The 26,249-nt window shown below is 70.2% G+C and carries 26 protein-coding genes; 14 read left to right on the top strand and 12 right to left on the bottom strand.

Annotated features, from left to right (window positions below; genetic code table 11):
• Nucleotides 1–56: 56 nt before the first annotated feature.
• The 3 genes from AB0M63_RS34845 to AB0M63_RS34835 all read left to right on the top strand — a co-directional run bounded on the left by AB0M63_RS34845 (nucleotide 57) and on the right by AB0M63_RS34835 (nucleotide 3,749).
• Nucleotides 57–1,883, top strand: a complete 1,827-nt coding sequence (locus tag AB0M63_RS34845) for a DEAD/DEAH box helicase (RefSeq protein ID WP_355913199.1) — start codon at nucleotides 57–59, stop codon at nucleotides 1,881–1,883.
• A gap of 329 nt (nucleotides 1,884–2,212) precedes the next feature.
• On the top strand, nucleotides 2,213–2,854 hold the full coding sequence (locus AB0M63_RS34840) for a helix-turn-helix domain-containing protein (protein ID WP_355913202.1): 642 nt from the start codon (nucleotides 2,213–2,215) through the stop codon (nucleotides 2,852–2,854).
• 100 nt (nucleotides 2,855–2,954) lie between these two features.
• On the top strand, nucleotides 2,955–3,749 hold the full coding sequence (locus AB0M63_RS34835) for a S16 family serine protease (RefSeq protein ID WP_355913205.1): 795 nt from the start codon (nucleotides 2,955–2,957) through the stop codon (nucleotides 3,747–3,749).
• Here AB0M63_RS34835 and AB0M63_RS34830 read toward each other — a convergent pair.
• The 7 genes from AB0M63_RS34830 to AB0M63_RS34800 all read right to left on the bottom strand — a co-directional run bounded on the left by AB0M63_RS34830 (nucleotide 3,746) and on the right by AB0M63_RS34800 (nucleotide 8,759).
• The gene (locus AB0M63_RS34830) at nucleotides 3,746–3,931 is read right to left on the bottom strand and encodes a hypothetical protein (protein WP_355913555.1); all 186 of its coding nucleotides are present in this window, start codon (nucleotides 3,929–3,931) and stop codon (nucleotides 3,746–3,748) included. The genes AB0M63_RS34835 and AB0M63_RS34830 overlap by 4 nt on opposite strands.
• Entirely contained in the window at nucleotides 3,931–4,527 is a 597-nt protein-coding gene (locus AB0M63_RS34825; RefSeq protein ID WP_366022137.1) for a helix-turn-helix domain-containing protein, read from the bottom strand. The genes AB0M63_RS34830 and AB0M63_RS34825 overlap by 1 nt, the downstream gene beginning before the upstream one ends.
• A gap of 81 nt (nucleotides 4,528–4,608) precedes the next feature.
• A complete protein-coding gene (locus tag AB0M63_RS34820) occupies nucleotides 4,609–5,565 on the bottom strand; it encodes a glycine betaine ABC transporter substrate-binding protein (RefSeq protein ID WP_355913211.1) in 957 nt (318 codons plus the stop codon).
• Nucleotides 5,562–6,356, bottom strand: coding sequence for an ABC transporter permease (locus AB0M63_RS34815; protein WP_355913558.1), 795 nt, complete (start codon nucleotides 6,354–6,356; stop codon nucleotides 5,562–5,564). The genes AB0M63_RS34820 and AB0M63_RS34815 overlap by 4 nt, the downstream gene beginning before the upstream one ends.
• A gap of 14 nt (nucleotides 6,357–6,370) precedes the next feature.
• Complete coding sequence (locus AB0M63_RS34810) at nucleotides 6,371–7,615, bottom strand: betaine/proline/choline family ABC transporter ATP-binding protein (protein ID WP_366022136.1); 1,245 nt, start codon at nucleotides 7,613–7,615, stop codon at nucleotides 6,371–6,373.
• Nucleotides 7,608–8,255: an ABC transporter permease gene (locus tag AB0M63_RS34805; RefSeq protein ID WP_355913217.1), complete on the bottom strand. Its 648-nt coding sequence runs from the start codon at nucleotides 8,253–8,255 to the stop codon at nucleotides 7,608–7,610. Before AB0M63_RS34805 ends, AB0M63_RS34810 begins: the two co-directional genes overlap by 8 nt.
• A 12-nt stretch (nucleotides 8,256–8,267) precedes the next feature.
• On the bottom strand, nucleotides 8,268–8,759 hold the full coding sequence (locus AB0M63_RS34800; RefSeq protein WP_355913220.1) for an Lrp/AsnC family transcriptional regulator: 492 nt from the start codon (nucleotides 8,757–8,759) through the stop codon (nucleotides 8,268–8,270).
• Nucleotides 8,760–8,885: 126 nt separating this feature from the next.
• Here AB0M63_RS34800 and hppD point away from each other — a divergent pair, with 126 nt between their 5' ends.
• From hppD to nthA, 4 genes are read left to right on the top strand one after another with little or no spacing between them, the layout of a single operon-like run.
• Nucleotides 8,886–10,031, top strand: a complete 1,146-nt coding sequence (gene hppD / locus AB0M63_RS34795) for a 4-hydroxyphenylpyruvate dioxygenase (RefSeq protein WP_366022135.1) — start codon at nucleotides 8,886–8,888, stop codon at nucleotides 10,029–10,031.
• Between the two features lie 40 nt (nucleotides 10,032–10,071).
• Nucleotides 10,072–10,362, top strand: a complete 291-nt coding sequence (locus AB0M63_RS34790; RefSeq protein WP_355913226.1) for a hypothetical protein — start codon at nucleotides 10,072–10,074, stop codon at nucleotides 10,360–10,362.
• The gene (locus AB0M63_RS34785; RefSeq protein WP_355913228.1) at nucleotides 10,355–10,651 is read left to right on the top strand and encodes an SH3-like domain-containing protein; all 297 of its coding nucleotides are present in this window, start codon (nucleotides 10,355–10,357) and stop codon (nucleotides 10,649–10,651) included. Before AB0M63_RS34790 ends, AB0M63_RS34785 begins: the two co-directional genes overlap by 8 nt.
• Nucleotides 10,641–11,222 carry a nitrile hydratase subunit alpha gene (gene nthA / locus AB0M63_RS34780; protein ID WP_366022134.1) on the top strand — a complete coding sequence of 194 codons (582 nt, stop codon included), beginning with the start codon at nucleotides 10,641–10,643 and terminating at the stop codon, nucleotides 11,220–11,222. Before AB0M63_RS34785 ends, nthA begins: the two co-directional genes overlap by 11 nt.
• Before the next feature lie 9 nt (nucleotides 11,223–11,231).
• Here the strand turns inward: nthA and AB0M63_RS34775 are convergent, their stop codons facing one another.
• Nucleotides 11,232–12,707: a tetratricopeptide repeat protein gene (locus AB0M63_RS34775; RefSeq protein ID WP_366022133.1), complete on the bottom strand. Its 1,476-nt coding sequence runs from the start codon at nucleotides 12,705–12,707 to the stop codon at nucleotides 11,232–11,234.
• A gap of 91 nt (nucleotides 12,708–12,798) precedes the next feature.
• Between AB0M63_RS34775 and AB0M63_RS34770 the strand changes: the two genes are divergently transcribed.
• Nucleotides 12,799–14,205 carry an FAD-linked oxidase C-terminal domain-containing protein gene (locus tag AB0M63_RS34770; protein ID WP_355913236.1) on the top strand — a complete coding sequence of 469 codons (1,407 nt, stop codon included), beginning with the start codon at nucleotides 12,799–12,801 and terminating at the stop codon, nucleotides 14,203–14,205.
• Nucleotides 14,206–14,236: 31 nt separating this feature from the next.
• Here the strand turns inward: AB0M63_RS34770 and AB0M63_RS34765 are convergent, their stop codons facing one another.
• Nucleotides 14,237–14,710 (bottom strand): SsgA family sporulation/cell division regulator, encoded by a 474-nt coding sequence (locus AB0M63_RS34765; RefSeq protein ID WP_366022132.1) that lies wholly within the window; start codon nucleotides 14,708–14,710, stop codon nucleotides 14,237–14,239.
• A gap of 231 nt (nucleotides 14,711–14,941) precedes the next feature.
• Between AB0M63_RS34765 and AB0M63_RS34760 the strand changes: the two genes are divergently transcribed.
• Complete coding sequence (locus AB0M63_RS34760; RefSeq protein WP_366022131.1) at nucleotides 14,942–16,765, top strand: RDD family protein; 1,824 nt, start codon at nucleotides 14,942–14,944, stop codon at nucleotides 16,763–16,765.
• An 89-nt stretch (nucleotides 16,766–16,854) separates the two neighbouring features.
• Nucleotides 16,855–17,472, top strand: a complete 618-nt coding sequence (locus AB0M63_RS34755) for an RDD family protein (protein ID WP_355913242.1) — start codon at nucleotides 16,855–16,857, stop codon at nucleotides 17,470–17,472.
• Between the two features lie 94 nt (nucleotides 17,473–17,566).
• Here the strand turns inward: AB0M63_RS34755 and AB0M63_RS34750 are convergent, their stop codons facing one another.
• Nucleotides 17,567–17,881 carry a hypothetical protein gene (locus AB0M63_RS34750; RefSeq protein WP_355913245.1) on the bottom strand — a complete coding sequence of 105 codons (315 nt, stop codon included), beginning with the start codon at nucleotides 17,879–17,881 and terminating at the stop codon, nucleotides 17,567–17,569.
• A 433-nt stretch (nucleotides 17,882–18,314) separates the two neighbouring features.
• Here AB0M63_RS34750 and AB0M63_RS34745 point away from each other — a divergent pair, with 433 nt between their 5' ends.
• From AB0M63_RS34745 to AB0M63_RS34730, 4 genes are all read left to right on the top strand, one after another.
• Entirely contained in the window at nucleotides 18,315–20,657 is a 2,343-nt protein-coding gene (locus AB0M63_RS34745) for an immune inhibitor A domain-containing protein (RefSeq protein ID WP_366022130.1), read from the top strand.
• Nucleotides 20,658–20,792: 135 nt separating this feature from the next.
• The gene (locus AB0M63_RS34740) at nucleotides 20,793–21,140 is read left to right on the top strand and encodes a hypothetical protein (RefSeq protein ID WP_355913252.1); all 348 of its coding nucleotides are present in this window, start codon (nucleotides 20,793–20,795) and stop codon (nucleotides 21,138–21,140) included.
• Nucleotides 21,141–21,230: 90 nt separating this feature from the next.
• Nucleotides 21,231–23,444, top strand: coding sequence for an MMPL family transporter (locus AB0M63_RS34735; RefSeq protein ID WP_366022129.1), 2,214 nt, complete (start codon nucleotides 21,231–21,233; stop codon nucleotides 23,442–23,444).
• Nucleotides 23,445–23,664: 220 nt separating this feature from the next.
• Nucleotides 23,665–24,198, top strand: coding sequence for a DUF1062 domain-containing protein (locus AB0M63_RS34730; RefSeq protein WP_355913258.1), 534 nt, complete (start codon nucleotides 23,665–23,667; stop codon nucleotides 24,196–24,198).
• On the opposite strand, the gene AB0M63_RS34725 is transcribed toward AB0M63_RS34730, so the two are convergent.
• Nucleotides 24,195–24,779, bottom strand: a complete 585-nt coding sequence (locus tag AB0M63_RS34725) for an isochorismatase family protein (protein WP_366022128.1) — start codon at nucleotides 24,777–24,779, stop codon at nucleotides 24,195–24,197. The genes AB0M63_RS34730 and AB0M63_RS34725 overlap by 4 nt on opposite strands.
• A gap of 89 nt (nucleotides 24,780–24,868) precedes the next feature.
• On the bottom strand, nucleotides 24,869–26,215 hold the full coding sequence (locus AB0M63_RS34720) for a nicotinate phosphoribosyltransferase (RefSeq protein ID WP_366022127.1): 1,347 nt from the start codon (nucleotides 26,213–26,215) through the stop codon (nucleotides 24,869–24,871).
• Between the last annotated feature and the right edge of the window lie 34 nt (nucleotides 26,216–26,249).

Here is a 26,249-nt window from a genome sequence, read left to right as displayed (position 1 = left end):
GCCCCGTTGCCGTAGCCAGCCGTAGCCGAGCCGCCCTACCCCCGAACCCGGAGACCGTGACTACTACCGCCTCCTCCGCCTCAGCCGCCCCGTCCGTCCCTTCTGCGACGTCCTCCCACCACCTCTCTCCCGCCTTCCCCGGCCGCGCCCCCTGGGGCACCGCGAGCAAGCTGCGGGCCTGGCAGCAGGGGGCGATGGAGAGGTATGTCCAGGAGCAGCCGCGGGACTTCCTCGCGGTCGCGACGCCGGGCGCCGGCAAGACGACCTTCGCGCTCACCCTCGCCTCCTGGCTGCTGCACCACCATGTCGTGCAGCAGGTGACCGTCGTCGCGCCGACCGAGCACCTCAAGAAGCAGTGGGCGGAGGCGGCCGCGCGGATAGGGATCAAGCTCGACCCGGAGTACAGCGCCGGGCCGCTCGGCAAGGACTACGACGGTGTCGCCGTCACGTACGCGGGTGTGGGCGTGCGGCCCATGCTGCACCGCAACCGCGTCGAACAGCGCAAGACCCTCGTGATCCTCGACGAGATCCACCACGCCGGTGACTCGAAATCGTGGGGCGAGGCCTGTCTCGAAGCCTTCGAGCCGGCCACGCGACGGCTCGCGCTGACCGGTACGCCGTTCCGGTCGGACACCAATCCCATCCCCTTCGTGACGTATGAAGAAGGGAACGACGGGATCCGGCGGTCGTCCGCCGACTACACCTACGGCTACGGCAACGCGCTCGCCGACCACGTCGTCCGGCCCGTCATCTTCCTCTCCTACAGCGGCAACATGCGCTGGCGGACCAAGGCCGGCGACGAGATCGCCGCCCGGCTCGGCGAGCCCATGACCAAGGACGCGATCAGCCAGGCCTGGCGTACGGCCCTGGACCCGCGCGGCGAGTGGATGCCGAGCGTGCTGCGCGCCGCCGACCAGCGGCTGACCGAGGTCCGCAAGGGCATCCCGGACGCCGGCGCGCTCGTCATCGCCTCCGACCAGGACTCCGCACGCGCCTACGCCAAGCTGATCCGCGAGATCACCGGCAGCAAGGCGACCGTCGTCCTGTCCGACGACACCGGGGCCTCGAAGCGGATCGACGACTTCGCGGCGAGCAACGACCGGTGGATGGTCGCCGTCCGCATGGTGTCCGAGGGCGTCGACGTGCCGCGGCTCGCGGTCGGGGTGTACGCCACCACCATCTCCACCCCTCTCTTCTTCGCCCAGGCCGTCGGACGCTTCGTGCGCTCCCGGCGGCGCGGCGAGACCGCCTCCGTCTTCCTCCCGACCGTGCCCGACCTCCTCACCTTCGCCAACGAGATGGAGGTCGAACGCGACCACGCCCTCGACAAGCCGAAGAAGGAGGGCGAGGAGGACCCCTACGCCGAGTCCGAGAAGGAGATGGACGAGGCGAACAAGGAGCAGGACGAGGACACCGGCGAGCAGGAGCAGTTCGCCTTCGAGGCGCTGGAGTCCGAGGCCGTCTTCGACCGGGTGCTCTACGACGGTGCCGAGTTCGGCATGCAGGCGCACCCGGGGAGCGAGGAGGAGCAGGACTACCTCGGTATCCCCGGGCTCCTCGAACCCGACCAGGTGCAGATGCTGCTCCAGAAGCGGCAGGCCCGGCAGATCGCGCACAGCCGCAAGAAGCCGGACGAGGAGGCCGACCTACTGGAGCTGCCGGCGGAGCGTCGGCCGGTCGTCTCGCACAAGGAGATGATGGAGCTGCGCAAGCAGCTCAACACCATGGTCTCCGCGTACGTCCACCAGACCGGCAAACCGCACGGGGTCATCCACACCGAGCTGCGCCGCACCTGCGGCGGCCCGCCGAGCGCCGAGGCCACGGCCGGGCAGCTGCGGCAGCGCATCGCCAAGGTCCAGGAGTGGGCCACGCGTATGCGCTGACCCCGCCCGGTCGGCCCGCACATCTGTGCGGAAATTGCGTAAGGCCGAGGGGCAGGTCAGGACATAACGACAGGAAGCGAGTCGGTCCGTACCAGTCGGTGACCGGATTCTGGACGGAGACTTCCGCTCAGCGAACCGCCTTCGCTACTGTCCCGCTACGCACACGCCCCGTGGCAGCGCCGCCGCGGAGCGCAGCCGTGAAGCGACTGGGCCCGGACTCACCGGGCCGTCCTGCCTATCGGCGGCCTCTGAAGCGCGTCACTGACGGGACTCGGTGACGCATCCGCCGCGAGGAGGCTGCCGACCTCACCACCTAAGGAGTGGGCGTCGTGACCGCGGAGACCTCTCAGACGCTCGACCGGGGACTGCGCGTCCTCAAACTGCTGGCCGATACGGACCACGGGCTGACCGTCACCGAGCTATCCAACAAACTGGGCGTCAACCGGACCGTCGTGTACCGGTTGCTGGCAACACTCGAACAGCACGCACTCGTACGCCGTGATCTGGGCGGCCGCGCCCGGGTCGGACTGGGGGTGCTGCGGCTCGGCCGGCAGGTGCATCCGCTGGTACGGGAGGCGGCACTGCCCGCGCTGCGGTCGCTGGCCGAGGACATCGGGGCGACCGCTCATCTCACCCTGGTCGACGGGGCGGACGCCCTCGCCGTCGCGGTGGTCGAGCCGACCTGGACCGACTACCACGTGGCCTACCGGGCCGGCTTCCGTCATCCCCTGGACAAGGGAGCCGCGGGCCGGGCGATCCTCGCCGCCCGGCACCAGGGGGCGGACGAGCCCGGATACACGCTGACGCACGGGGAGTTGGAGGCGGGGGCCAGTGGCGCCGCCGCACCGCTGCTCGGTGTCACCGGCGTCGAGGGCAGCGTCGGGGTCGTGATGCTGGCCGACGCCGTGCCCGAGCGGGTGGGGCCGCGGGTCGTGGACGCGGCGAGGGAGGTCGCGGAGGCGCTGCGCTGAGGCTTCCGCGGGGCTTCCGCGGGGCTTCCGCGGACGGGGAGACGTGTTCGTGAGGTGACCGGCGCGTGGCCGGAAGTGACCGTCGCGTTAGATTGATCCCGTGCTCCTCTCTCGCCTCACGCGCCCCCAGGCCGTCGCCGTCTGCGCCCTGCCCGTCGTGGCACTGCTCGCCACGGCGGGCTTCGCGCCGCTGCCTTTCTCGCTGGCGCAGCCCGGGCTGACCGCGAACGTGCTCGGCGAGAACCAGGGCACCCCGGTCATCACGATCTCCGGGGCGCCGGTGCGGACGACGAGCGGTCAGTTGCGCATGACGACGATCGAGGCGACCGGACCCGATCAGCATGTCTCGTTGAGCGATGTGATCGACAGTTGGTTCCGTACCGATCGGGCTGTCATGCCGCGTGACTCGGTCTACCCGAGCGGCAACAGCGTCAAGGAGATCGAGCAGCACAACACGGAACAGATGAAGGAGTCGCAGGACGACGCGACCACGGCCGCCCTCGACTACCTGAACCTCAGCGACAAGAACGTCAAGGTCACCCTCAAACTCGCCGACGTCGGCGGCCCCAGCGCCGGTCTGCTCTTCACCCTGGGCATCATCGACAAGCTCAAGGGCGACGGCAACGGCGGCGACCTCACGGGCGGCCGCACGATCGCCGGTACGGGCACGATCAGCACCGACGGCACGGTCGGCGCGGTCGGCGGAGTGGCCCTCAAGACCCAGGCCGCGCGACGCGACGGCGCGACGGTGTTCCTGGTACCGAAGGCCGAGTGCACGGACGCCAAGTCCGAACTGCCCAAGGGGCTACGGCTCGTTGCGGTGACTTCGCTGAAGGGTGCGGTCAGTGCGCTGGGGGCGCTGGAGACGGGTAAGGGGTCGGTGCCGGGCTGTTAGGCGGCGGCGGGCTTCGGGGCGGACGCGGCGAGACGCAGACCGAGTTCTACGAGGGTCCAGCCGAGGCGGGTACGGAGTTCCCGCGGAGGCTTGGCGGCGAGGGCGAGGCGGTGGGCGTCGGCCTGGGCGCGAAGGTCGGCAGCTCGGGTGTGGTGCAGGGCGAGATGGGTCTCGGGGTCGATCACTGGGGTTTCCTTCGGTCCGTGGCGATGGGGAAGACGTGCGTGTGGAGGCGGACCTGCTCCGCTTCCGGGTTGTCCTCGGCGGCTTCGCTGTCCTTGTAGCTGCTGAGCAACTCGTGGATCTTTCCGATGAGTTCGCGGGAGAGCGCCGGGGTCAGGCGTAGTTCCCAGTCGCTCAGGTCCATCGCGTGGTCCGACCATGCGCCGAACCACTGGTCGCGGGTGGCCAGCCATTCCGACAGCTCCCGGCCGTGCTGGGAGGCGAGTCCCTGGAGGAGTACCTCGGCCGCTCCGCGCACCGTCGGATCGGAGCTCTGGTGCAGGTCGTCCTCCATGGAGATGCCCTGGTCCACCACCTTCCACCAGCGCTCCCGCCCCTTGCCGCGCTCCGGGGCGTCCTCGACGAAGCCGTGTGTGGCGAGCTGCCGCAGGTGGTAACTGGTGGCGCCGCTGGACTCGCCCAGCCGCTCGGCGAGCATCGACGCGGTGGCGGGGCCGTGCCGCCGCAGCGCGTTGAGCAGTTCCATCCGCAGGGGGTGGGCGAGTCCGCGCAGCGAACGGGCGTCCAGCTTCCGCAAGTTGTGCTGTTCCGGCATGCGTACAAAGGTAGCGTTGCAAAGGACTGCTTGCAACGTCTTCTTTGCAACTTGTCCTTTGTAACTCGCCCTTCGCGAGCCCTACTTGACCAACCCTTCCGCCTTCATCCAGTCCAACGCCACCTGATGCGGATCCTCCCCGTCGACATCCACCTTCGCGTTCAGCGTCCGCGCCACCGTGTTGTTCAGCTTCTTCGTGACCGGGGCGAGGACCTCCGCGATCGCCGGCCACTTCTTCAGGGCCTTGGTGTTGATCTCGGGGGCCGCGTTGTAGTTGGGGAAGAACTTCTTGTCGTCGGACATCACCGCGAGGTTCATCGACTTGATGCGGCCGTCGGTGGTGAAGACCTCGCCGTAGGTGCAACTGCCCTTCGCCACCTGGGTGTAGATGATCCCGGTGTCCATCTGGGTGATGTTCTTCGCCGGGATGTTCATGCCGTACGCCTTCTCCATGCCGGGCAGGCCGTCCGCGCGGTTGGCGAACTCGCTCTCCACGCACAGGGTCACCGCACCGGGGTTCTTCTTCGCCAGCGCGGCCACCTCCGACAGCGTCTTCGTGCCGTACTTCTTGAAGTTGGCCTGGTTCATGGCGAGGGCGTAGGTGTTGTTGAGGGTGGACGGGGGCAGCCAGGTCAGGCCGTTCTTGAGGTCCGCGTCCCGGACCGCCTGCCACTGCTTCATCGGGTCGGTGATCGGCTTGCTGTTGCCGAGGTAGGTGATCCACGCGGTGCCGGTGTACTCGTACATCCCGTCCGCGTCACCGGACTTGACCGCCTCCCGGGCGCCGATCGAACCCTGGATGCCGGTCCGGTCCAGGACGTCCGCGCCGGCCGCCTCGAAGGCGATGCCCATCATCGCGCCGAGGATGAGCTGCTCGGTGAACTCCTTGGAGGTGACGGTGAGATGGGCGCCCTTGAGGGGCTCGCCCTTGCCGACCGTGCCGGGGCCGACGTCGTCGACCATGGGGGAGCCGCTGGTCAGTCCGCAGCCGGAGACCACGACGAGCGCGCCGACCGTCACCAGACAGGTGCGTTTCACGCGCCCGCCTCCAATCCCCTTGGCCGCAGCAGCAGTTCGGCCAGCGAGGCCAGCCAGTCCACCAGCAGGGCGAGGCTGACCGTGAGGATCGAGCCCAGGACCAGCACCGGCATGCGTTGAGTGGTGATGCCGGTGGTGATCAGGACGCCCAGGCCGCCGCCCCCGCCGAAGGTCGCCAGCGTCGCCGTACCGACGTTGAGGACGAGGGCCGTACGGACGCCCGCCAGGATCAGTGGGACCGCGAGGGGCAGCTCCACCCTTGCCAGGACGCCGAGTTGGGACATGCCGATGCCCTGGGCCGCCTCCAGGAGCGTGGGGTCGTTGGCCTTCAGGCCGGCGATGGTGTTGGACAGTACGGGCAGCACGGCGTAGATGATGATGCCGATCAGCGCGGCCTTCTCGCCGGTGCCCAGCCAGATCACCAGGAGGGCCAACAGGCCGATCGCCGGGGTCGCCTGGCCCATGTTGGCGAACGTCATCGCCACCGGGGCGGCCTTACGGAACGCCCTGCGGGTCAGCAGGATGCCCAGCGGGATCGCGATGATCAGCACGAAGAACGTGGAGATCACGGTCAGTTGGACGTGCTGCCAAAGGGCCTTGCTCACCTGGCCGTTGGAGAGCGCGTTCTCGGAGATGGCGTCCAGGTCCGCCTGGTTGAACCACAGCCAGGTCGCCAGCAGCACCGCCACCAGGAACGCGGGCAGGATCGTCAGCTTCTGCCAGGTGATCCGGCGTTTCGGGGGAGTCGGCGGCGTCGGGGCCTCCGTCTCGTCCTCGTCCAGTTCGTCCAGCTCGGGGGTGATGCTCACGCCTTCACCTCCCCTCCGGCGCCCTCCTGCTCGGCGTGCGTCTGGAGGACCCGCGCCTCCTCCAGCTCGTGCTGCGCCTCCATCGCCTCCAGCCGGTCCGCTTCGAGGAGTTCGTGCACGGAGTTCATCAGCGTCTCCATGTCGACGACACCGGTGTACTCGCCGCGCCGCCCGGTGACCGCGACCCGCCCCGCGTTGTCCGTCAGCACCGCCTCCAGCGCGTCCCGGAGTGTCGCGTCCCGGGTCACGGTGTCGCTGACCAGCGTGCCGGCGCGGGCCAGCGAACCCTTGGCGCGCATCATGTCGCCGCGCCGCAGCCACTTGTAGGGCCGGCCGCGCTTGTCGAGCAGCAGGATCTCGTTGGTGCCGCTGTCGCGGAGCCGGTCGAAGATGTTCTGGAGCGGGTCGTCCACGGTCACCGTCGGATAGTCGGTGATCTCCACGTCCCGTACGCGGGTCAGGTTCAGCCGCTTGAGGGCGGCCCCGGCGCCCACGAACCCGGACACGAAGTCGTCCGCCGGGTTGGTGAGGATCGCCTCCGGGGTGTCGAACTGCGCGATGTGCGAGCGTTCGCGCAGCACGGCGATCCGGTCGCCCAGTTTGATCGCCTCGTCGAAGTCGTGGGTGACGAACACGATCGTCTTGTGCAGCTCGTGCTGGAGCCTGATCAACTCGTCCTGGAGGTGGTCGCGGGTGATCGGGTCGACCGCGCCGAACGGTTCGTCCATCAGCAGGACCGGTGGGTCGGCCGCCAACGCCCGTGCCACGCCCACGCGTTGCTGCTGGCCGCCGGAGAGCTGGCGCGGATAGCGGCCCTGGAACTCGCCGGCGTCGAGCCCGACGAGGTCGAGCATCTCCTCCACCCGGTCCCTGATCCGGGACTTCGACCAGCCGATCATCCTCGGCACCAGCGCGATGTTCTGGGCGACGGTCATGTGCGGGAAGAGACCGCTCGACTGGATCGCGTAGCCGACCTTGCGGCGGAGCTTCACCGGGTCGATGTCGGTGACGTCCTCGCCGTTGATGCGGATCCGGCCGCCGGTCGGTTCGATCAGCCGGTTGATCATCTTGAGCGTGGTGGACTTGCCGCAGCCGGAGGGACCGACGAAGACGACGAGTTCGCCCGCCTTGATCTCCATGTTGACGTTGTCGACCGCCGGCTGCGGAGAGCCGGGATATCTCTTGGTCAGGTTCTCCAGCTCGATGGAGGCGCCCGAGGTGGTCGTCGCTGGCTCAGGCACGGATCCCCCTGGGAATGGTCAGCCGTCCGAGAAGGACGTACGCGGCGTCGAACAGCAGCGCCAGGACGATGATCCCGAGCGTGCCCGCGAGCACCTGATTGAGGGCGTTCTTGCTGCCCAGCGAGCCGATGCCGCGGAAGATCTCGTTACCGAGGCCGGGCCCGGAGGCGTACGCCGCGATGGCCGCGATGCCCATCAGCATCTGCGTGGAGACCCGGATGCCGGTGAGGATCGGCGGCCAGGCCAGCGGCAGTTCGACCCGCACCAGCCGCATCGGCCGGGACATCCCGATGCCCTTCGCCGCGTCCACCAGGGACGGATCGACACCGCGCAGGCCCACGATCGAGTTACGGACGATCGGCAGCAGCCCGTACAGCGTCAGAGCGATCACGGTGGGCGGAACACCCAGCCCCACGATCGGAATGAGCAGACCGATCATGGCGAGCGACGGAATGGTCAGAATGGTCGACGTGGTCGTGGTGGCCAGGTTGCCCGCCCACTCGCTCCGATAGGTCACGACCCCGATCACCACCCCGATCAGCGTGGCCACGACCATGCACTGGAAGACCGCGCTGGCGTGCTGGTAGGCGTCGGTGAGCAGTTGCTGGTGCCGGTTGCCCAAGTACTCCCAGAAGCTCACATGCCCTCACCCCTACGTCGGCCAGGTCGTCCTCTCCTGGTCCTCGGCCGCCTGCTCCACCAACGGGATGATCCGCAGCGGAACGGGGTTCTCCATCACGATCGCGGTGGCGGCCCGGACAATGCCATCAAAACCGACAACCCGGTCGATGACCCGCTGGAGATCGGCGTTCGAGCGGGCCACCAGCCGGCACAGCATGTCCCCGCTGCCGGTGGTGGTGTGCAGTTCCAGGACCTCCGGGACGGCTCTCAAGTGCGCCCGGACGTCCGGCCCTTGGCCCTGGCGGATCTCCAGCGTCGCGAACGCCGTGACCGGATAGCCGAGCGCCGCCGGATCGACCTGCGGACCGAACCCGCGGATGACTCCATTCGACTGAAGCCGGTCCAGCCGCGCCTGCACGGTCCCGCGCGCGACCCCCAGCCGCCGGGACATCTCCAGCACCCCGATCCGCGGCTCCTCGGCCAGCAGCACGATGATCCGGCCGTCGAGCTGATCGATCCCCATGGTGTCCGCCTCCGAGGATGGTCATCCTGTACAGAAAGCCCGCCGAAACGGTCGTATCACTGAACAAGATGCCCAGCGAATACGCGAACTATTGCGCACCTTGCGGAGCAGGGAGAGCCTTCGACTATGACCCAGACCACTCACCACACTCCCGACACCGCCCGGCAGGCCGACCCCTTCCCGGTCAAGGGAATGGACGCGGTCGTCTTCGCCGTGGGCAACGCCAAGCAGGCCGCGCACTACTACTCCACGGCCTTCGGCATGACGCTGGTCGCCTACTCCGGACCGGAGAACGGCAGCCGCGAGACCGCCTCGTACGTCCTCACCAGCGGCTCCGCCCGCTTCGTGTTCACCTCCGTCGTCAAGCCCGTCACCGCCTGGGGCGAGTTCCTCACCCGGCATGTGGCCGAGCACGGCGACGGTGTCGTCGACCTCGCCATCGAGGTGCCGGACGCGCGCGCCGCGTACGCCTACGCCGTAGAGCACGGCGCCCGCTCGCTCGCCGAGCCGTACGAACTGAAGGACGAGCACGGCACGGTCGTCCTCGCCGCGATCGCCACCTACGGCGAGACCCGCCACACACTCGTCGAGCGCACGGGCTACGACGGCCCCTACCTCCCCGGCTTCACCCCCGCCGACCCGCTGGTCGAGGTCCCGGCCGAGCGCACCTTCCAGGCGATCGACCACTGCGTCGGCAACGTAGAACTCGGCCACATGAACGAGTGGGTCGGCTTCTACAACAAGGTCATGGGCTTCACGAACATGAAGGAGTTCGTGGGCGACGACATCGCGACCGAGTACAGCGCGCTGATGTCGAAGGTCGTGGCCGACGGCACCCTGAAGGTCAAGTTCCCGATCAACGAGCCGGCCGTCGCCAAGAAGAAGTCCCAGATCGACGAGTACCTGGAGTTCTACGGCGGCGCGGGCGTCCAGCACATCGCGCTCAACACCAACGACATCGTGCGCACGGTACGGACGATGCGCGCGGCCGGGGTGCGCTTCCTGGACACCCCCGACTCCTACTACGACACCCTCGGCGAGTGGGTCGGCGACACCCGCGTCCCCCTCGACACCCTGCGCGAACTGAAGATCCTCGCCGACCGCGACGAGGACGGCTATCTTCTGCAGATCTTCACCAAGCCGGTCCAGGACCGGCCTACGGTGTTCTTCGAACTCATCGAGCGACACGGCTCGATGGGCTTCGGCAAGGGCAACTTCAAGGCCCTGTTCGAGGCGATCGAGCGGGAGCAGGAGAAGCGCGGCAACCTGTAACTCACGGGTCCCGCGCGGGACTTGGGAGGACACTGGTCCCATGGCCAGGATCAACGACGTGGGTGGCACCCAGGGTTTCGGCGCCATCGACACCACCGACGACCCCGAGCCCTTCCACGCCGACTGGGAGGCCCGGGTCGTCGGGCTGTTCAACGCCCTGCGCGCGCGAGGGATCTTCAACACCAACGAGTTCCGGGACGCGATCGAGGCGATCCCGCCCGCCGCCTACCTCCGGATGTCGTACTACGAACGCTGGTTCACCGCGATCGCCGCCCTGCTGGAACGCAAGGGTGTCATCGCACCGGGGGAGTTGGGGGAGCCGGATGACTGACCGCTTCCCGCCCGGCACCCGCGTCCGGACCTTCCCGCACGACCCGCCGCACCACACCCGCCTGCCCCGGTACGCGCGCGGCAAGTCCGGTGTCGTCGTCGAGCCGGAAGGGCGCGCGGAGTTGGCGGACGTCAGTGCGCAGGGGCGCGGGGACGCGCCGGTGGAGCAGGTGTACGCGGTGCGGTTCGCGGCCCGGGACCTGTGGGGCGAGGGCGACCATCACGTCGTACTGGACCTGTGGGAAAGCTACTTGGCGGCGTGCGAGGAGGAGCCTGACGATGAGCGGTGACCACGCGGACGCCTCGATCTCCCGGCGGGTGAGGCGACTTGAGACCCTGCTGGAGGAGAAGGGCATCGTCCCGGGCGGGGCGGTCGACGAGGTGCTGGACGCCTTCCTCGCGGGCGCGTCACCGGTGAACGGGGCGCGGGTGGTGGCCCGCGCCTGGACCGACGAGGCGTACCGGGCACGGCTGTTGGCGGACGGCACGGCGGCCGTCCAGGAACTCGGTTACATGGACGGCTCGTACCAGCGGCTGCGGGTCGTCGAGAACACGGACGCGACCCACAACGTCGTCGTCTGCACCCTCTGCTCCTGCTACCCGCTCGCCCTCCTCGGCCCGTCCCCGGGCTGGTACAAGTCGGAGGCCTACCGCTCCCGCGTGGTCCGCGAACCCCGGTCGGTGCTGGCCGAGTTCGGGCTGCACCTGCCGACGTCCACGGACATCACCGTGTGGGACTCCAGCGCCGAGACCCGCTACCTGGTCCTGCCCCGCAGGCCCGAGGGCACGGAGTCCCTCACGGAGGACGAACTCGCGGCCCTCGTGACCCGCAACGCCCTGATCGGCACGGCAGCGGTCTGAGCCAGGGGTTCAACTCACCTTGTCCTGAGGGTCCTTGTCCGGAGTGTCCGAGGGCAGGGGCTCGTCCGGCGGTTCGCCCAGCCCCGCCAACGCGGCCTGGGCCAGGGGCACGCGCAGCGGTGAGAAGTACGGGTTGATCTGCAGCGCCTCCTGGAGATGCCGGCGCGCGGACGCCGGCTTCGCCGAGTCCCGCTCGATCATGCCCCGATGGAACGCGTACAGCGCGTCCCGCACCCCGCCCCCGTGCACCTTGTCCGTCGCCACCGACGCGAACTTCAGCGCCTCCGCGTCCTGCCCGGCCCGGTGCAGCGCCCACCCCAGCGCGTCGGCCACCGCGATCCCCGGCTGCCGCGTCCACTCGCCCCGCAGCCGCCGTACGGCATCCAGCGCGTCCCCGTGGTCCGCCTCGAACACGCCGAGCACCAGCTCGTCGTCGACCCCGCCCGCCGTGTCCTGCGCCACCAGGGTGCGCAGGGTGTCGTACTGCACCCGGGCCGCCTGTGCGAGACCGAGCGACTCGTACAACTCGCCCAGTTCCAGGGCGTATTGGGGGGTCGGCTGCTTGGCGAGGGCGACCTGGTAGGCGTTCAGAGCCTCCGAGGTGCGGCCCAGTGCCGCCAGCGCCCGGCCCTCACCGGCGAGCGCCTCCCGCTGGTCGGGATCGATCCGTACGGCCGCCTCGAAGTGCCGCAGCGCGACCTCCCGGTCCCCGCGCTCCCAGGCCAGCTCCCCGGCCCGCTGCCACCAAGCCGCCTGCTCGGCCGGCGCGGTCGCCTTCGCGGCCGCGTCGGCGAGCTGGGCGGCGGCGTCCTCGCGCCAGCCCCGGTCGCGGTAGACGGCGGCGGCCCGCGCCATCACGGCGGGCCCGGTGTGCAGCTCCAGCAGCTTGTCGAGGGTCCGCCGGGTCGCCTTGTAGTCGCCGAGGCCGGTGTAGGCCTCGATCAGCAGCGGATACGTCGTCCACCGCTTCGGCGCCAGCTTCACCGCGGCCTCGCCCCAGGTCCGCGCCGCCCGGAAGTCCCGCCGCTCGTTCGCGAGGGCCGTCAGCCCGTCCAGGGCCACGGCGCTCGCGTCGTTCCCCCTCGACCGCACCTTCAGCGAGGTCCGCAGCGCCTGCTCGGCCTTCGGGTAGTACAGCGCCTCCCCGGTCCGCCGCCCCTGCTCCACATACGCCGACCCGAGCACCGCCCACGACCGCGCGTCCCTCGGACGGACCCGCACCCGGGCCTCCCGGTCGCCGATCAGCGCGGCCAGGTCGGGCAGCGCGGCCGGCACCCCGGCGGTGACCGCGGTCAGCGCCTGCGCGTTGGGCCCCGGCGCGGGCGGCGGCGCCGGGCGCGGCTCCTCGGGCAGCAGCCACAGCAGCCCGCCGACGACGGCACACCCGGCGACCGAGGCGATCAGCACCCGCCGCAGAACGGGGGAGCGGCGCCTGCGCACCTCCGCCACCAGGGACGTGCCCGGGCCGCGCTGTTCGTTCTCCATGGCGCTCACTCTGCGTCAGTACGACGACCACACCCAGGCACCCAAAGCCTCGCGTGGACGGGTTCACACCGATGGCCGCGAGTGCGACGCTGTGATCATGAGCCGTATCGAAGCGCCTCGCGACCACGACACCGGAACCCTTCTCGACCGGCTGCTGACCGGCCTCCCCGCCGAGGCCGTGCTCACCGACCCGGACATCACGGTCTCGTACGCCAACGACATGGCGAGCTTCTGCCCGTCCGGCACGCCCGCCGTCGTCGTGCTGCCGCGCACGGTCGAACAGGTCCAGCACGTGCTGCGGGTCGCCACCGAGCTGCGCGTCCCGGTCGTCCCGCAGGGCGCCCGCACCGGCCTGTCGGGCGCGGCCAACGCCTCCGAGGGCTGCATCGTGCTGTCCCTCACCAAGATGGACCGCATCCTGGAGATCAGCCCGGTCGACCGCATCGCCGTCGTCGAGCCGGGCGTCGTCAACGCGACGCTCTCCCGCGCCGTCAACGAACACGGTCTGTACTACCCGCCCGACCCCTCCAGCTGGGAGATGTGCACGATCGGCGGCAACATCGGCACCGCCTCAGGCGGGCTGTGCTGCGTCAAGTACGGGGTGACCGCCGAGTACGTCCTCGGCCTGGACGTCGTCCTCGCGGACGGCCGACTGATGAGCACGGGCCGGCGGACGGCCAAGGGCGTCGCCGGATACGACCTGACCCGGCTGTTCGTCGGCTCCGAGGGCTCGCTGGGGATCGTGGTGAAGGCGATCCTGGCGCTGAAGCCGCAGCCACCCGGGCAGCTCGTGCTGGCCGCCGAGTTCGGGTCCGCGGCGGCGGCGTGCGACGCCGTGTGCCGGATCATGGCGGGCGGGCACGTCCCGTCCCTCCTCGAACTGATGGACCGTACGACCGTCAAGGCCGTCAACGACCTGGCGCACATGGGACTGCCGGAGACCACGGAGGCGCTGCTGCTCGCGGCCTTCGACACGGCGGACCCGGGCGCCGACCTGGCCGCCGTAGGAGCGCTCTGCGAGGCCGCGGGAGCGACCGGAGTGGTGCCCGCCGAGGACGCGGCGGAGTCCGAACTGCTGCTCCAGGCGCGGCGGTTGTCGCTCACGGCGCTGGAGGCGGTCAAGGGCACGACGATGATCGACGACGTGTGCGTGCCCCGGTCGCGGCTCGGCGAGATGCTCGAAGGGGTGGAACGGATCGCGGAGAAGTACCGGCTGACGATCGGCGTCTGCGCCCACGCGGGCGACGGCAACACCCACCCCACCGTCTGCTTCGACGCGCAGGACCCCGACGAGTCCCTGCGCGCCCGCGAGTCCTTCGACGAGATCATGGCCCTCGGTCTGGAACTCGGCGGCACCATCACCGGCGAACACGGCGTCGGCGTCCTGAAGAAGGAGTGGCTGGCCCGCGAGATCGGCCCGGTGGGCGTGGAGATGCAGCGGGCGGTCAAGGCGGCGTTCGACCCGCTGGGGATCCTCAATCCGGGCAAGCTGTTCTGACGTTCACTCTTGTTGTTGTTCTTCGTACGGCTCACTCCCCGTCCCTCGACTCGTCCGAGGGCCACGGGTCGCGCAGCCACAGGTCGTCGGCCGGGGTCGGTGCGAGCAGCTCGGCGAGGCCGTCGTCGATGCCGAGCTGCTCCGCCTCAGAGCCCGGGGGGACCACCCGGAGGGTGCGCTCCAGCCATGCGGACACCTGGGCCGCCGGGGCCTGGAGGAGGGCGTCCCCGTCGGGTGAACTCAGCGCCATCAGGACGACGCTGCGCCCCGCCACCTTCGTCGGCCAGACCCGCACGTCACCGTGGCCGCAGGGCCTGAACACCCCCTCGACGAGCAGTTCGCGGGCGAACGTCCAGTTCACCGGGTGGTCGGAGTTGATGTGGAAGGTGATGTGGACGGCGTACGGATCGTCGGTGCGGTAGCTGAGCCGGGCCGGGACCGGAATGCTCCGCTCCGGCGACAGGATGAGCTGCAGTTCCAACTCCCGCTCCACCACTGTGTGCATGACGTGGGTCTCCTCTCGTCGACGGGGCCCGCGGTGGGCCCGTACGAGTGGAGAGGGCGTGCGGCGCGAAGCATTACGCGAGTTCGGGAAACTTTTTTTCCGGGCGTGTGGACTCCGTGCACGAGGTTGCCCGGAAAGGGGTGGGTCGGACGGGACGGGCAGTGGCGGTTGCTCGGGTCTGATAGATGTGGACACCCCCTTTGACCTCCGAGCAGATACGGGACGACGGACATGAGCGCCCCAACCCCGGCACCCGGTGACGACAGGCCCCGCGAGGGGTACTACCCGGACCCGTCCATTCCTGGATACGTCCGGTACTGGAACGGCACGGCCTGGGTGCCCGGCACCAGCCGCCCGGCACCGTCGGACGGGCTGCCGCTGACCGCGCCCGTCGAGGAGACCGGCCCGCACTTCTTCGACGAGGACCCCGCGCCGGGCCCGGCCGGCCGCCCCGAGCCGGCGGCGGCGTGGGGCGCGGACCGCTCCCACCAGAGCGGCTTCGGCGGCGACCAGGACCGCCGCGTCTCCTGGGGCGCCCCGGACCCCCGGGTCCCTGCCCCGCAGGAGGAACCCCCCAACCCCGGCACCTTCGTCTTCCGCCGCCCCACCCCGGGCACGGACACCCCCGACGAGGGCACAACAACTTTCCGCCGCCCGACCCCGCGCACACCCCAACAGGGTGGGGCGCCGGGGGCGCAGGGCGGGGGCGCGGGGAACGCGGGCGGCGCGGGCGACTTCGGTGCGCGGGGGTCGGCAGGGTCCGGCCCGGATGCCGGTGGGTTCGGTGAGGAGGGTCGTGAGGGGTCCGGCCCGGGTGCCGGTGGTTTTGGTGCGGCGGGACCGGCGGGATCAGGTCCGGGCGCCGGCGGCTTCCGCCCGCAGGGCTCGGCGGGATCAGGCGCGGGTGCTGGCGGCTACGGCTCTGAGGGACCGGCGGGGTCAGGTCCGGGTGCCGGTGGCTACGGCTCGGAGGGACCGGCGGGGTCAGGTCCGGGTGCCGGTGGCTACGGCTCGGAGGGTTCGGCGCGGTCCGGCCCCGGTGCCGGTGGCTTCGGTGCGCAGGGGCCCGCAGGGGCCGGCTCGTCCGCTGGAGGCCTCGGTGTGCAGGGTCCCGCAGGGTCCCGCTCGTCCGCCGGAGGCCCCGGTGTGCAAGGTCCCGCAGGAGCCCCCTCGTCCGCCGGAGGCCCCGGTGTGCAAGGCCCCGTAGGAACCGGCTCCGCCGCCGGAGGCCCCGGTTCGCAGGGGGTCGGTGGGAACGTCTCCTCCAGCGACCCCTCCGGCCCCGGCTTCGGCGCTGGAAAGGCGGCGGCCGCCCGCGCTGCCGCATCCCAGGCGGGGTCCGCCTCCGTCGCTCCCACGGCCCTCTCCGGGCCGCAGCAGGCCGCCCCCGGTGTGCCCCAGCAGGGCGGCCCGGTGCAGCCGCAGGGGACGCCCATGGCCGCCGGTGCCGGTGGTGGGCAGCCCTCGTGGGCGCAGCAGGTGCATCGGCTGGCGGGGGACGAGGACGGGGCCGTAGCGCCCTGGAAGCCGCCCGTGGAGGACGTGTTCCAGGCGGCGGCGCGGCGGCAGGCGGCGGCCCGGCCCGCGGGGCTGGGGAAGCGGTTGCTCGCCCGGCTCGTCGACACGCTTGTGCTCGGCGCGGTCACCGCCGCGGCCGCCGTCCCGCTCGGCACCAGGGCGGCCGACCACATCAACGAGAAGATCGACGCGGCCAAGCTCTCCGGACATACCGAAACGGTCTGGCTGCTCGACGGCACCACGGCCCTCTACCTGGGCATCGTCCTCGCCGTGTTCCTGGTCGTCGGAGTCCTCTACGAGGCGTTGCCCACCGCCAAGTGGGGCCGCACCCTGGGCAAGAAGCTCTGCGGTCTGGAGGTCCGCGGGATCGAGAGCCACGAGCCGCCCACCTTCGGCGGCGCGCTGCGGCGCTGGCTGGTGTACAGCGTCCCGGGCCTGCTCGGCATCGGGATCGTCGGCGTCGCCTGGTGTCTGTTCGACCGGCCGTGGCACCAGTGCTGGCACGACAAGGCAGCACATACGTTCGTAGCGGCATAGGGGGATACGTCGTCCGGGGTACCTGATTCCGTACCTCGGACGGCCGCTCGCCGGATGCGGAGCCGGGGCGTTCGCGGTCGACTCGGGCCATGAGCACCGAACCGCCTCCGGGCTCCGGCCAGCAGCCGCCGGAAGACGACCCGTTCAGGAAGCAGCCCCCTCCTGGCCAGGGATCGGGCTCACCGTACGACCAGGGAAACCAGCCGTACGGCGGTGATCCGTACGGCGGCGGCTCCTACCCCACCGACCCCCTCGCCGGCATGCCCCCGCTCGCCGAGAGCGGCCGGCGCACGCTCGCCCGGATCATCGACATGATCCTGGTCGGAATCGTCGTCTGGCTGCTCACCTGGGCCTTCGGCGTCCATGAGTACGACGTGAACTCCGACAACATGTCCTATGCCAAGTCGCTCGGACAGTCGCTGACGGCGGCCGTGCTCTACATCGGCTACGACACCGTGATGCTCGCCAAGTCGGGCCAGACGCTGGGCAAGAAGTGGCTGGGCCTGCGGGTGGCCAACCTCGACAACGGCTCGACGCCCTCCGTGCAGACCAACCTGATCCGCGCGGCGGTGCTGTGGATCCCGTTCGCGTTCTGCTGCGCCTGCATCTGGACGGCGATCAGCGGCGGTTGGAGCTTCTTCGACAAGCCGTACAAGCAGGGCCTGCACGACAAGGCCGCCAAGACGGTGGTGGTCAGCACGCGTTGAGGCGGCGGGTACACAGCGATCGGCGGGTCCGTGGTCAACGGACCCGCCGATTCGCGTTGCTGAGCCGGGACTTGTGCTTGCGCTTGTGCTTGGTCTAGGGAGTGCTCCGCTCCCGTACCGGCTCCGCGGCGGACACGGCGGCGGCGGACACGGTCTCGCGCCGCACCGACACCCGCACATGCCGCGGAGCGACCGGAACGGCGGCCGGGGCCGCGGGCTGGGCGGCGGCTGTGCGGGCCTTCGGCTGGGGCACCGTCAGCGAGACGAGCAGCCCGAGGGCGAGCGCCGCGAAGGCGATGACCGCGATGCCCAGACCCGAACTCGTCTGTGACAGCAGCAGCATGGCGAGCGTCGAGAAGATCACGGTGAACGAGCCGTAGGCGAGCTGTGCGGCAGTCGGACGAGGCATGGCAATCGAGTCCTCGTTAGGGGGTGGAGGGGAGCTATGAAACGGGGGTGCGACAAGGATGTCGGCCTGGCTTTCCGCCGGTTCCTGGCGTTCCGCCAATCGACTCTATTCGCCTGCATGCCCGAGTGGAACGCGCAGTAAGCGTGACCTAACACACGGCTCCGGAGCATGGGGGGCGCACGGAGTCATACCGTCCACCAAGTGGACGGATGTACGCGCCTGTTGAGCGATGTACGAGTCGGCCCCGGGTGTCCGTAAAGCGGACTCCCGCTTCGCATAGTGCACTTGTCCTGCTCAAGTCAAGATCTGTCTTTTCTCGTAAACCTCTAGTCAAATAACGGCACTTGACTATCACGCGTACACCGCGCGCGGACCTTCCATGACTTCCAGGACCCCCCTTCCGCGCGGTCGGGTGCGCAGGGGAGGACCTCAAGTGACCAGTAGACCCTGGACGTTCAGAGCGGCCGCGGTGGGCGTGGCCCTCGCGGCGGCCACCGCCACGTTCTCGACGTTCGCCGTGGCCGAAGCAGGCACCACGGCCGACTCCGCCCGTGTGGACCGGCACGACCCCGCGCCGGTCGCGCAGAAGGAGCACGACCTCGACGGCCCGCTGAGCAAGACGCAGGACGCTCAGCGCCAGGAGGCCCTGAACCAGGTCATCGCCGGCAAGGCCTCGGTGAAGGACCGCGACGGCTCCAAGGTCGTCCAGCTCAAGAGCAAGGGCGGCAAGAGCAAGTACGTAGAGCTGGGCCGGGAGAAGACCGACAAGATCTTCACCATCCTGGTCGAGTTCGGCGACCAGGTGGACACCCGCTACGGCGGCACCGCCGGCCCGCTGCACAACCAGATAGCCGCGCCCGACCGCGCGAAGGACAACTCCACGGCCTGGCAGGCGGATTACAACCAGGCGCACTTCCAGGACCTGTACTTCGGCACCGGCAAGAACACCGAGTCGCTCAAGAAGTACTACGAGAGGCAGTCCTCGGGCCGCTACTCGGTCGACGGCGAGGTCACCGACTGGGTCAAGGTCCCCTACAACGAGGCCCGTTACGGCTCCAACAAGGCCTCCACCGGCGCCTGGTACGCGGTCCAGGACGGCGTCAACGCCTGGGTCGCCCAGCGCGAGGCGGCCGGCGATACGGCCGCCGAGATCAAGACTGAGCTGGCCCAATTCGACCAGTGGGACCGCTACGACTACGACGGCGACGGCGACTTCAACGAGCCCGACGGCTACATCGACCACTTCCAGATCGTGCACGCCGGTGAGGACGAGTCCGCCGGCGGCGGTGCGCAGGGCGAGGACGCGATCTGGGCCCACCGCTGGTACGCCTTCGGCACCGACGCCGGCTCCACCGGCCCGGACACCAACAAGCTCGGCGGCACCCAGGTCGGCGACACCGGCGTCTGGGTCGGCGACTACACCATCCAGCCGGAGAACGGCGGACTCGGCGTCTACGCCCACGAGTACGGCCACGACCTCGGCCTGCCCGACGAGTACGACACCGCGGGCGGCGAGAACTCCACCGGGTTCTGGACGCTGATGTCCTCCGGCTCCTGGCTCGGCACCGGCAAGGACGCCATCGGCGACCTGCCCGGCGACATGAACGCCTGGGACAAGCTCCAACTGGGCTGGCTGGACTACGACGTGGCCAAGGCCGGCACCAAGTCGAAGCACACGCTGGGCGTCGCGGAGTACAACACCAAGAACCCGCAGGCGCTGGTGGTGCAGTTGCCCGAGAAGGCGGTCACCACGGACGTGGTCGCCCCGGCGCAGGGTGCCACCCAGTGGTGGAGCGGCAGCGGCAACGACCTGAGCAACACCCTTTCCCGGTCGGTGGACTTGACGGGCAAGTCGTCCGCCGCGCTCACCCTGGACGGCTGGTACGACGCCGAGCAGGACTACGACTTCCTCTACACCGAGGTGTCGACCGACGGCGGCACGAGCTGGACCCCGATCGACGGCAAGCTGGCCGACGGCTCCGCCATCCCGCGTGACGGCAGCGGCAACCCCGCGCTCACCGGAACGGCGGCCGCGTACCAGAAGCTGACGTACCCGCTGGACGCCTACGCGGGCCAGAAGATCGACGTCCGCTTCCGCTACCAGACGGACAGCGGGGTGGCGCAGAAGGGCTTCGCGGCCGACGAGATCACGGTGACCGCCGACGGCGCGACCCTCTTCTCGGACAACGCCGAGTCCGCGGACGCCGCTTGGACCGCGAAGGGCTTCTCGCGCATCGGCGCGTCCTTCACGGACGACTACGCGCAGTACTACATCGCCGAGAACCGTCAATACGTGTCGTACGACAAGGTGTTGAAGGTCGGCCCGTACAACTTCGGCTTCTCGACGACCCGTCCGGACTGGGTGGAGCACTACGCCTACCAGAACGGCCTGTTGATCTGGAAGTGGGACACCTCGCAGACGGACGACAACACCAGCGCGCACGCCGGTGAGGGCCTGATCCTGCCGATCGACTCGCACCCGAAGCAGCTCAAGTGGTCCGATGGCACGCTGATGCGCAACCGCGTCCAGGCCTACGACTCGCCGTTCAGCCTGTACCGGACGGACTCGATGACGCTGCACAACGCGGACGTGGCCACCAAGGTCAAGTCGCAGCCCGGCGTCCCCGTCTTCGACGACGGGACGTCGACCTACTACGACATGTCGAACCCGACAGCCGGTGTCAAGATCACTGACACCAACACCCGGATCAAGATCGTCAAGGAGCCGCTGAACGGCTCGACGGTGAGCGTCCAGGTCGGCCCCTCGGTCAAGTAGTCGGTAAAACAGCAGGTCAGAGGCGTATCGGCGGTGACCCCCTGGCGGGTCGCCGCCGATACGTGTTTAGGTGCGTCCTGTGCTTGCCTTATTGACACCGACATCGACACCGACTCGCACGGGGGTGTGACCGCATTGTCCGCAGGAGGTTTCTGCAAGCTGCCCACAGGCAGCGTGGTGGTGGCGTTGAACCTGCCAAGACCCACCGCCCAGGGGGACGGCTGCGTCCGCGTGCTCGTCCACGCCCGCAACCGCGCCCGGGCCCTGACCAGGCTCCGCAACCTCGGTATGCGGGCCGTCTACCTGCGGGGCAACGGCTCCCCGCCGACCCCGGACGAGATCACCGCCGTACTGCACCACCCCGACGGCCTGATATGGCGTACGGCCCCTGACAACGCTGTCGTGAGCGCCGGCCCGGAGCTGCCCCAGGAGCTGTGGCACCCGATCCGGGCGCTGCTGCGGAGGCCCGCGGCCCCGGCGTGAGGGGCGCCACCCGCTCGACAGGCGGCTCGCGGCGATCGCCCCCATGCTGGGATGGCTCGGGGCACCCTAGACCGCAGCGGAGGCCGTTCCGTGGCTACCGTCCTCTACCGTCTGGGCCGCTTGGCCTTCCGTAAGCGCTGGTACGTGACCATCCTCTGGGTGGTGATCCTGGCGGCCCTCGGCTTCGCCTCCGCCAAGGCCGCCGAAGCGCCCGCCACCACCTTCTCCACCCCCGGTGTCGAGTCCCAGCGGGCCTTCGACCTGATCCAGCAGCGCTTCCCCGGAGCGCAGGCGGACGGCGCCGTGGCCCGCGTGGTCCTCGTCGCCCCCGACGGACAGAAGATCACCACCGGCAAGGACCGGGCGGCCGTGGTCCGGCTCGTCGACGAGGTCTCCGGCGGGCCCCAGGTCGCGAGCGCGGTCAACCCCTTCCAGGCGGACGCGGTCAGCAAGGACGCGAGCACCGCTTACTCGACCATCACGTACACGGTGCAGGCCAACGACCTCACCGACGCGGCCAAGGACAACCTCAGGAACGCCGCCGCGCAGGCCCGCGACTCCGGTCTGACCGTCGAGATCGGCGGCACCGCGCTGGCCGCCAACCCCTCGGCGGGCGGAGTGGGCGAGGTCCTCGGTGTCGCCATCGCCGCCGTGGTCCTCCTGATCACCTTCGGTTCACTGGCCGCCGCCGGACTCCCGCTGCTCACCGCGATCCTCGGCGTCGGCATCTCCATGACCGCGATCACCACCCTGGCGGGCCCCCTCGGCCTCTCCGACACGACCGGCACCCTCGCCACGATGCTCGGCCTGGCCTGCGGTATCGACTACGCGGTGTTCGTCGTCTTCCGCTACCGCGAGGAACGCGCCAACGGCCACACCACCGAGGAGGCGGCCGGCCTCGCCGTCGGCACCGCGGGCTCGGCGGTGGTCTTCGCCGGTCTCACCGTCGTCATCGCCCTGGCCGGTCTCTCCGTCGTGGGCATCCCGCTGCTGACCAAGATGGGCCTGTGCGCGGCCGGCGCGGTCGTCATCGCCGTCCTCATCGCGCTGACCCTCGTCCCCGCCCTGCTCGGCTTCTGGCCCCGGGCCGTCCTCTCCCGCCGCTACAAGACGACCGGACGCCGCATCCAGGGCGTGGCCGGCAACATGGGCAGCCGCTGGGCCGGGGTCGTCCTGCGCCACCCCTGGCCGGTTCTGCTCGGTACGGTCGCCGGCCTGGTGGTCCTCGCCCTCCCCGTGATCGGCCTGCAGCTCGGCCAGTCCGGCGACGAGGCCAAGTCCACCGCGACCACGGAACGCCGTGCCTACGACGACCTCGCCACCGCGTTCGGCCCGGGCTTCAACGGCCCGCTGACCGTCGTCGTGGACCTTTCGGACGCCACCGCCCCCAAGGCCGCGGCGGCCACCGTCGAGCGGCGGATCGCGGCGGTGCCTGGCGTGGTCTCCGTCTCGCCCATCCGCTTCAACCAGGCCGGAAACACCGCCCTGTTCACCGCCGTACCGGCCGAGGCGCCGACCAGTCAGAAGACCGTCGACCTCGTCCACACCATCCGCGACGACCGCTCCACGGTCGAGGCGGCGGCCCCCGGCGCGACCTTCGAGGTCACCGGCACCACCGCCCTCAACATCGACGTCGCCCAGAAGGTCAGCGGCGCCCTGGTCCCGTACCTGATCGTGGTCGTCGGCCTGGCGGTCCTGCTCCTCCTGCTGGTCTTCCGCTCGATCGTCATCCCGATCAAGGCGGCCGTCGGCTTCCTGCTCTCGGTGCTCGCCGCGCTCGGCTGTGTGGTGGCGGTCTTCCAGTGGGGCTGGGGCGCGAGCCTGCTCGGCGTGGAGACCACCGGCCCGATCATGAGCCTGATGCCGATCTTCCTGGTGGGCATCGTGTTCGGTCTGGCCATGGACTACGAGGTCTTCCTCGTCTCCCGCATCCGCGAGGCCTACGTCCACGGCAGCGCGGCCCACGCGTCGATCGCGACCGGGTTCCGCTACAGCGCCCGGGTCGTGACCGCCGCCGCCCTCATCATGATCTCGGTCTTCGCGGGCTTCATCACGGCCGGCGACTCCATGATCAAGATGATCGGCTTCGGCCTCGCGATCGCCGTCCTCTTCGACGCGTTCGTCGTCCGCATGGCCTTCGTCCCGGCCGTCCTCGCCATCCTCGGCGACCGCATCTCCTGGCTGCCGGCCTGGCTGGACCGACTCCTCCCGAACGTCGACATCGAGGGCGAGACCCTCAGCCGCCAACACCCGGCGACGGAACCCACGGAGCCCACGGACGACCCGGAGAAGGCCCCGGTCTGACCGGCGGGCGGCGCCGCTCCGAAAACCGGTGGAGCGGCGCCGCCGTATGCCTCTATCGTCCTTGCGAATCTCTTCGTCCAGGGAAGGGCGTGCCGTTGTACACCGTGTGAGACCCCCCGAGAGCTGATCTGTCGCGCGTCGCGCCTGTGCGCCGCGCCGCTTCCTGCTGCGGACTTCTCACTGGAACCGGTGTACTCCTGTGCTCAATCGCTGGGTGGTCATGCCCACCTGCCTCCCCCTCGTCATCCGCCGCTGCCACGCGTGCTCGTCCGACCGCTTCCGGGCGGACGGCAAGTTCCGTGTCAACGCCCACCACAAGCTCCTCGACGTCTGGCTCCTCGCGCTCTGCACCACCTGCGGGGAGACGACCGGCCTCACGGTCCTGGAGCGGACGAACGTGCGCTCCGTACGACCCGAGCTGCTCGACCGGCTGCACGCCAACGACCCGCTCCTGGCAGCCGAGTTGCTCCAGGACCCGCTCATGCGGCGCCGCAACCGCGTCGCCCTCGACTGGGAGGGCGCCTGGCGCCTGGACACCGGCGGACCGGATCACCTCGACCGCGAGGTGATCGACGTCTCGGTCCGGTTCGCGGCGCCGATACCCGTGCGCCCGCTGCGGCTGATCGCCGAAGGATGCGGCCTCTCGCGGGCCGCGGCCGGAAGGCTGCTCGCGGAGGGGAACCTGGTGTCGGCGGTCCGCCTGTCCGGCAGGCTCTCCGGCGACTTCAGCTTCACCCTCAAACGCGGCTGTTAGACGACCGGCTTCCCGGTCAACTCCACACCGGCCGCGCGCAGTTCCTCCAGCGCGCGGTCGGTGGTCTCCTTCGCCACCCCGGCGGTGAGGTCCAGGAGCACCTGAGTGCGGAAGCCCTTCCGCACGGCGTCCAGGGCGGTGGCCTTCACGCAGTGGTCGGTGGCGATGCCGACGATGTCCACCTCGTCGATCTCCCGGGCCCGCAGCCAGTCGCCCAGCGGCACGCCGTTCTCGTCCTGCCCCTCGAACCCGCTGTACGCCGCCGCGTACGCCCCCTTGTCGAAGACGGCGTCGATCGCGCCGGAGGCGACCGCGGGCGCGAAGTTCGGGTGGAAGCCGACGCCCTCCGTGCCCGCGACACAGTGCGCTGGCCAGGAGTGGACGAAGTCGGGGTTGTCGGCGAAGTGGCCGCCGGGCGCGATGTGGTGGTCGCGGGTGGCCACGACATGCCGGTAGCCGGCGGGCGCCTGCCCGATCAGCTCGGTGACGGCGGCGGCCACGTCGGCACCCCCGGCCACCGCGAGACTGCCTCCCTCGCAGAAGTCGTTCTGCACGTCAACGACGATCAAGGCGCGGCGCATGGTGGGTGTCCTTCGACGGTGAGTGAGATTCGAGCCTAGAGACTCCGGCGGCACTACGGGAGGGCGCACCCCGGTTTTTCGGGCCTGACTTAGCTACCCGGACGCCCCTGGACGTACTCCGTGGGGATGACGGCCTCCCCGCGCGAGAGCTGGGTCGCCGACAACGGCAGGTTGGCCCGCGCCACCGCGTGCCGGTCCCGTACGACGTCCAGCGGTTCGCGGGCGACGACCTCGCCGCCCTTGACCAGCTCCACCAGGAGCTGCCGGTCGGCCAGTTCGGCGGGGACCGGCCCGGTGCCGACCACCTCGGCCTCCGCGATCCCGTCGCCGTCCAGCCGCCGCGCGGCCCACTTGCGCCCGCCGATCGAGGTCTTGCCGCCCAGGGACTTCTTCGCGACCGGCACCAGCGGCGCCTTCGGGTCTGCGGACTCGGCGCGGGCGACCAGCTTGTAGACCATCGAGCAGGTCGGGTGCCCGGAGCCGGTCACCAGCTGGGTGCCGACGCCGTACGCGTCCACGGGCGCCGCCGCCAGCGAGGCGATGGCGTACTCGTCCAGGTCGGAGGTCACGATGATCTTCGTGTCACGGGCGCCCAGCTCGTCCAACTGCTGCCGTACCCGGTACGCCACCAGCAGCAGATCGCCGGAGTCGATGCGGACGGCGCCCAGTTCGGGCCCGGCGACCTCGACCGCCGTACGGACCGCCTCGGTGACGTCGTAGGTGTCGACGAGCAGGGTGGTGTTGCGGCCCAGCGAGTCCACCTGGGCCTGGAACGCGTCGCGTTCGGTGTCGTGGAGCAGGGTGAAGGCGTGCGCGGAGGTGCCGACGGTGGGGATGCCGTAGCGGAAGCCGGCCGCGAGGTCGGAGGTGGTGGCGAAACCGCCGACGTAGGCGGCGCGCGAGGCGGCGACGGCGGCCAGCTCGTGGGTGCGGCGGGCGCCCATCTCGATCAGCGGGCGGTCACCGGCGGCCGACGCCATACGGGAGGCGGCGGCCGCGATCGCGGAGTCGTGGTTGAGGATGGAGAGGATCACGGTCTCCAGCAGCACGCACTCGGCGAAGGAGCCCTCGACCCGCATGATCGGCGAGCCCGGGAAGTACACCTCGCCCTCCGGGTAGCCCCAGACGTCACCGCTGAAGCGGTAGGAGGCGAGCCACTCCAGGGTCTCCTCGTTGACGACGTTCCGCTCGCGCAGGAAGCCGAGGACGTCCGCGTCGAACCGGAAGTTCTCCACCGCGTCCAGGACGCGTCCGGTGCCCGCGACGACGCCGTAGCGGCGGCCCTCGGGCAGTCGTCGGGTGAAGCACTCGAAGACCGAACGCCGGTCGGCCGTCCCCGCTTTGAGGGCGGCCTGCAGCATCGTCAGCTCGTAGTGGTCGGTGAAGAGCGCCGTCGAGGGAACGTCCACCGGCAGCCCAAGGTCCGCTGTGTTCATGGCAAGGGATGGTACTCCCATCTCGTCACTCTGA

This window comes from Streptomyces sp. NPDC051576 (genome assembly GCF_040681835.1).
In the GTDB taxonomy this organism is placed as follows: Bacteria; Actinomycetota; Actinomycetes; order Streptomycetales; family Streptomycetaceae; genus Streptomyces.
The sequence above is the reverse complement of the archived record's forward strand: the minus strand, read 5'-3'. Positions and strand labels throughout refer to the sequence as shown.

Coding starts and splice junctions, on each gene's coding strand:
- AB0M63_RS34825 (WP_366022137.1), bottom strand. CDS start 4,527: ATGCCGGAACAGCACAACTTGCGGAAGCTGGACGCCCGTTCGCTGCGC.
- AB0M63_RS34800 (WP_355913220.1), bottom strand. CDS start 8,759: ATGGGGATCGATCAGCTCGACGGCCGGATCATCGTGCTGCTGGCCGAG.
- hppD (WP_366022135.1), top strand. CDS start 8,886: ATGACCCAGACCACTCACCACACTCCCGACACCGCCCGGCAGGCCGAC.
- AB0M63_RS34790 (WP_355913226.1), top strand. CDS start 10,072: ATGGCCAGGATCAACGACGTGGGTGGCACCCAGGGTTTCGGCGCCATC.
- AB0M63_RS34785 (WP_355913228.1), top strand. CDS start 10,355: ATGACTGACCGCTTCCCGCCCGGCACCCGCGTCCGGACCTTCCCGCAC.
- nthA (WP_366022134.1), top strand. CDS start 10,641: ATGAGCGGTGACCACGCGGACGCCTCGATCTCCCGGCGGGTGAGGCGA.
- AB0M63_RS34775 (WP_366022133.1), bottom strand. CDS start 12,707: ATGGAGAACGAACAGCGCGGCCCGGGCACGTCCCTGGTGGCGGAGGTG.
- AB0M63_RS34765 (WP_366022132.1), bottom strand. CDS start 14,710: ATGCACACAGTGGTGGAGCGGGAGTTGGAACTGCAGCTCATCCTGTCG.
- AB0M63_RS34760 (WP_366022131.1), top strand. CDS start 14,942: ATGAGCGCCCCAACCCCGGCACCCGGTGACGACAGGCCCCGCGAGGGG.
- AB0M63_RS34755 (WP_355913242.1), top strand. CDS start 16,855: ATGAGCACCGAACCGCCTCCGGGCTCCGGCCAGCAGCCGCCGGAAGAC.
- AB0M63_RS34750 (WP_355913245.1), bottom strand. CDS start 17,881: ATGCCTCGTCCGACTGCCGCACAGCTCGCCTACGGCTCGTTCACCGTG.
- AB0M63_RS34730 (WP_355913258.1), top strand. CDS start 23,665: ATGCCCACCTGCCTCCCCCTCGTCATCCGCCGCTGCCACGCGTGCTCG.
- AB0M63_RS34725 (WP_366022128.1), bottom strand. CDS start 24,779: ATGCGCCGCGCCTTGATCGTCGTTGACGTGCAGAACGACTTCTGCGAG.
- AB0M63_RS34720 (WP_366022127.1), bottom strand. CDS start 26,215: ATGAACACAGCGGACCTTGGGCTGCCGGTGGACGTTCCCTCGACGGCG.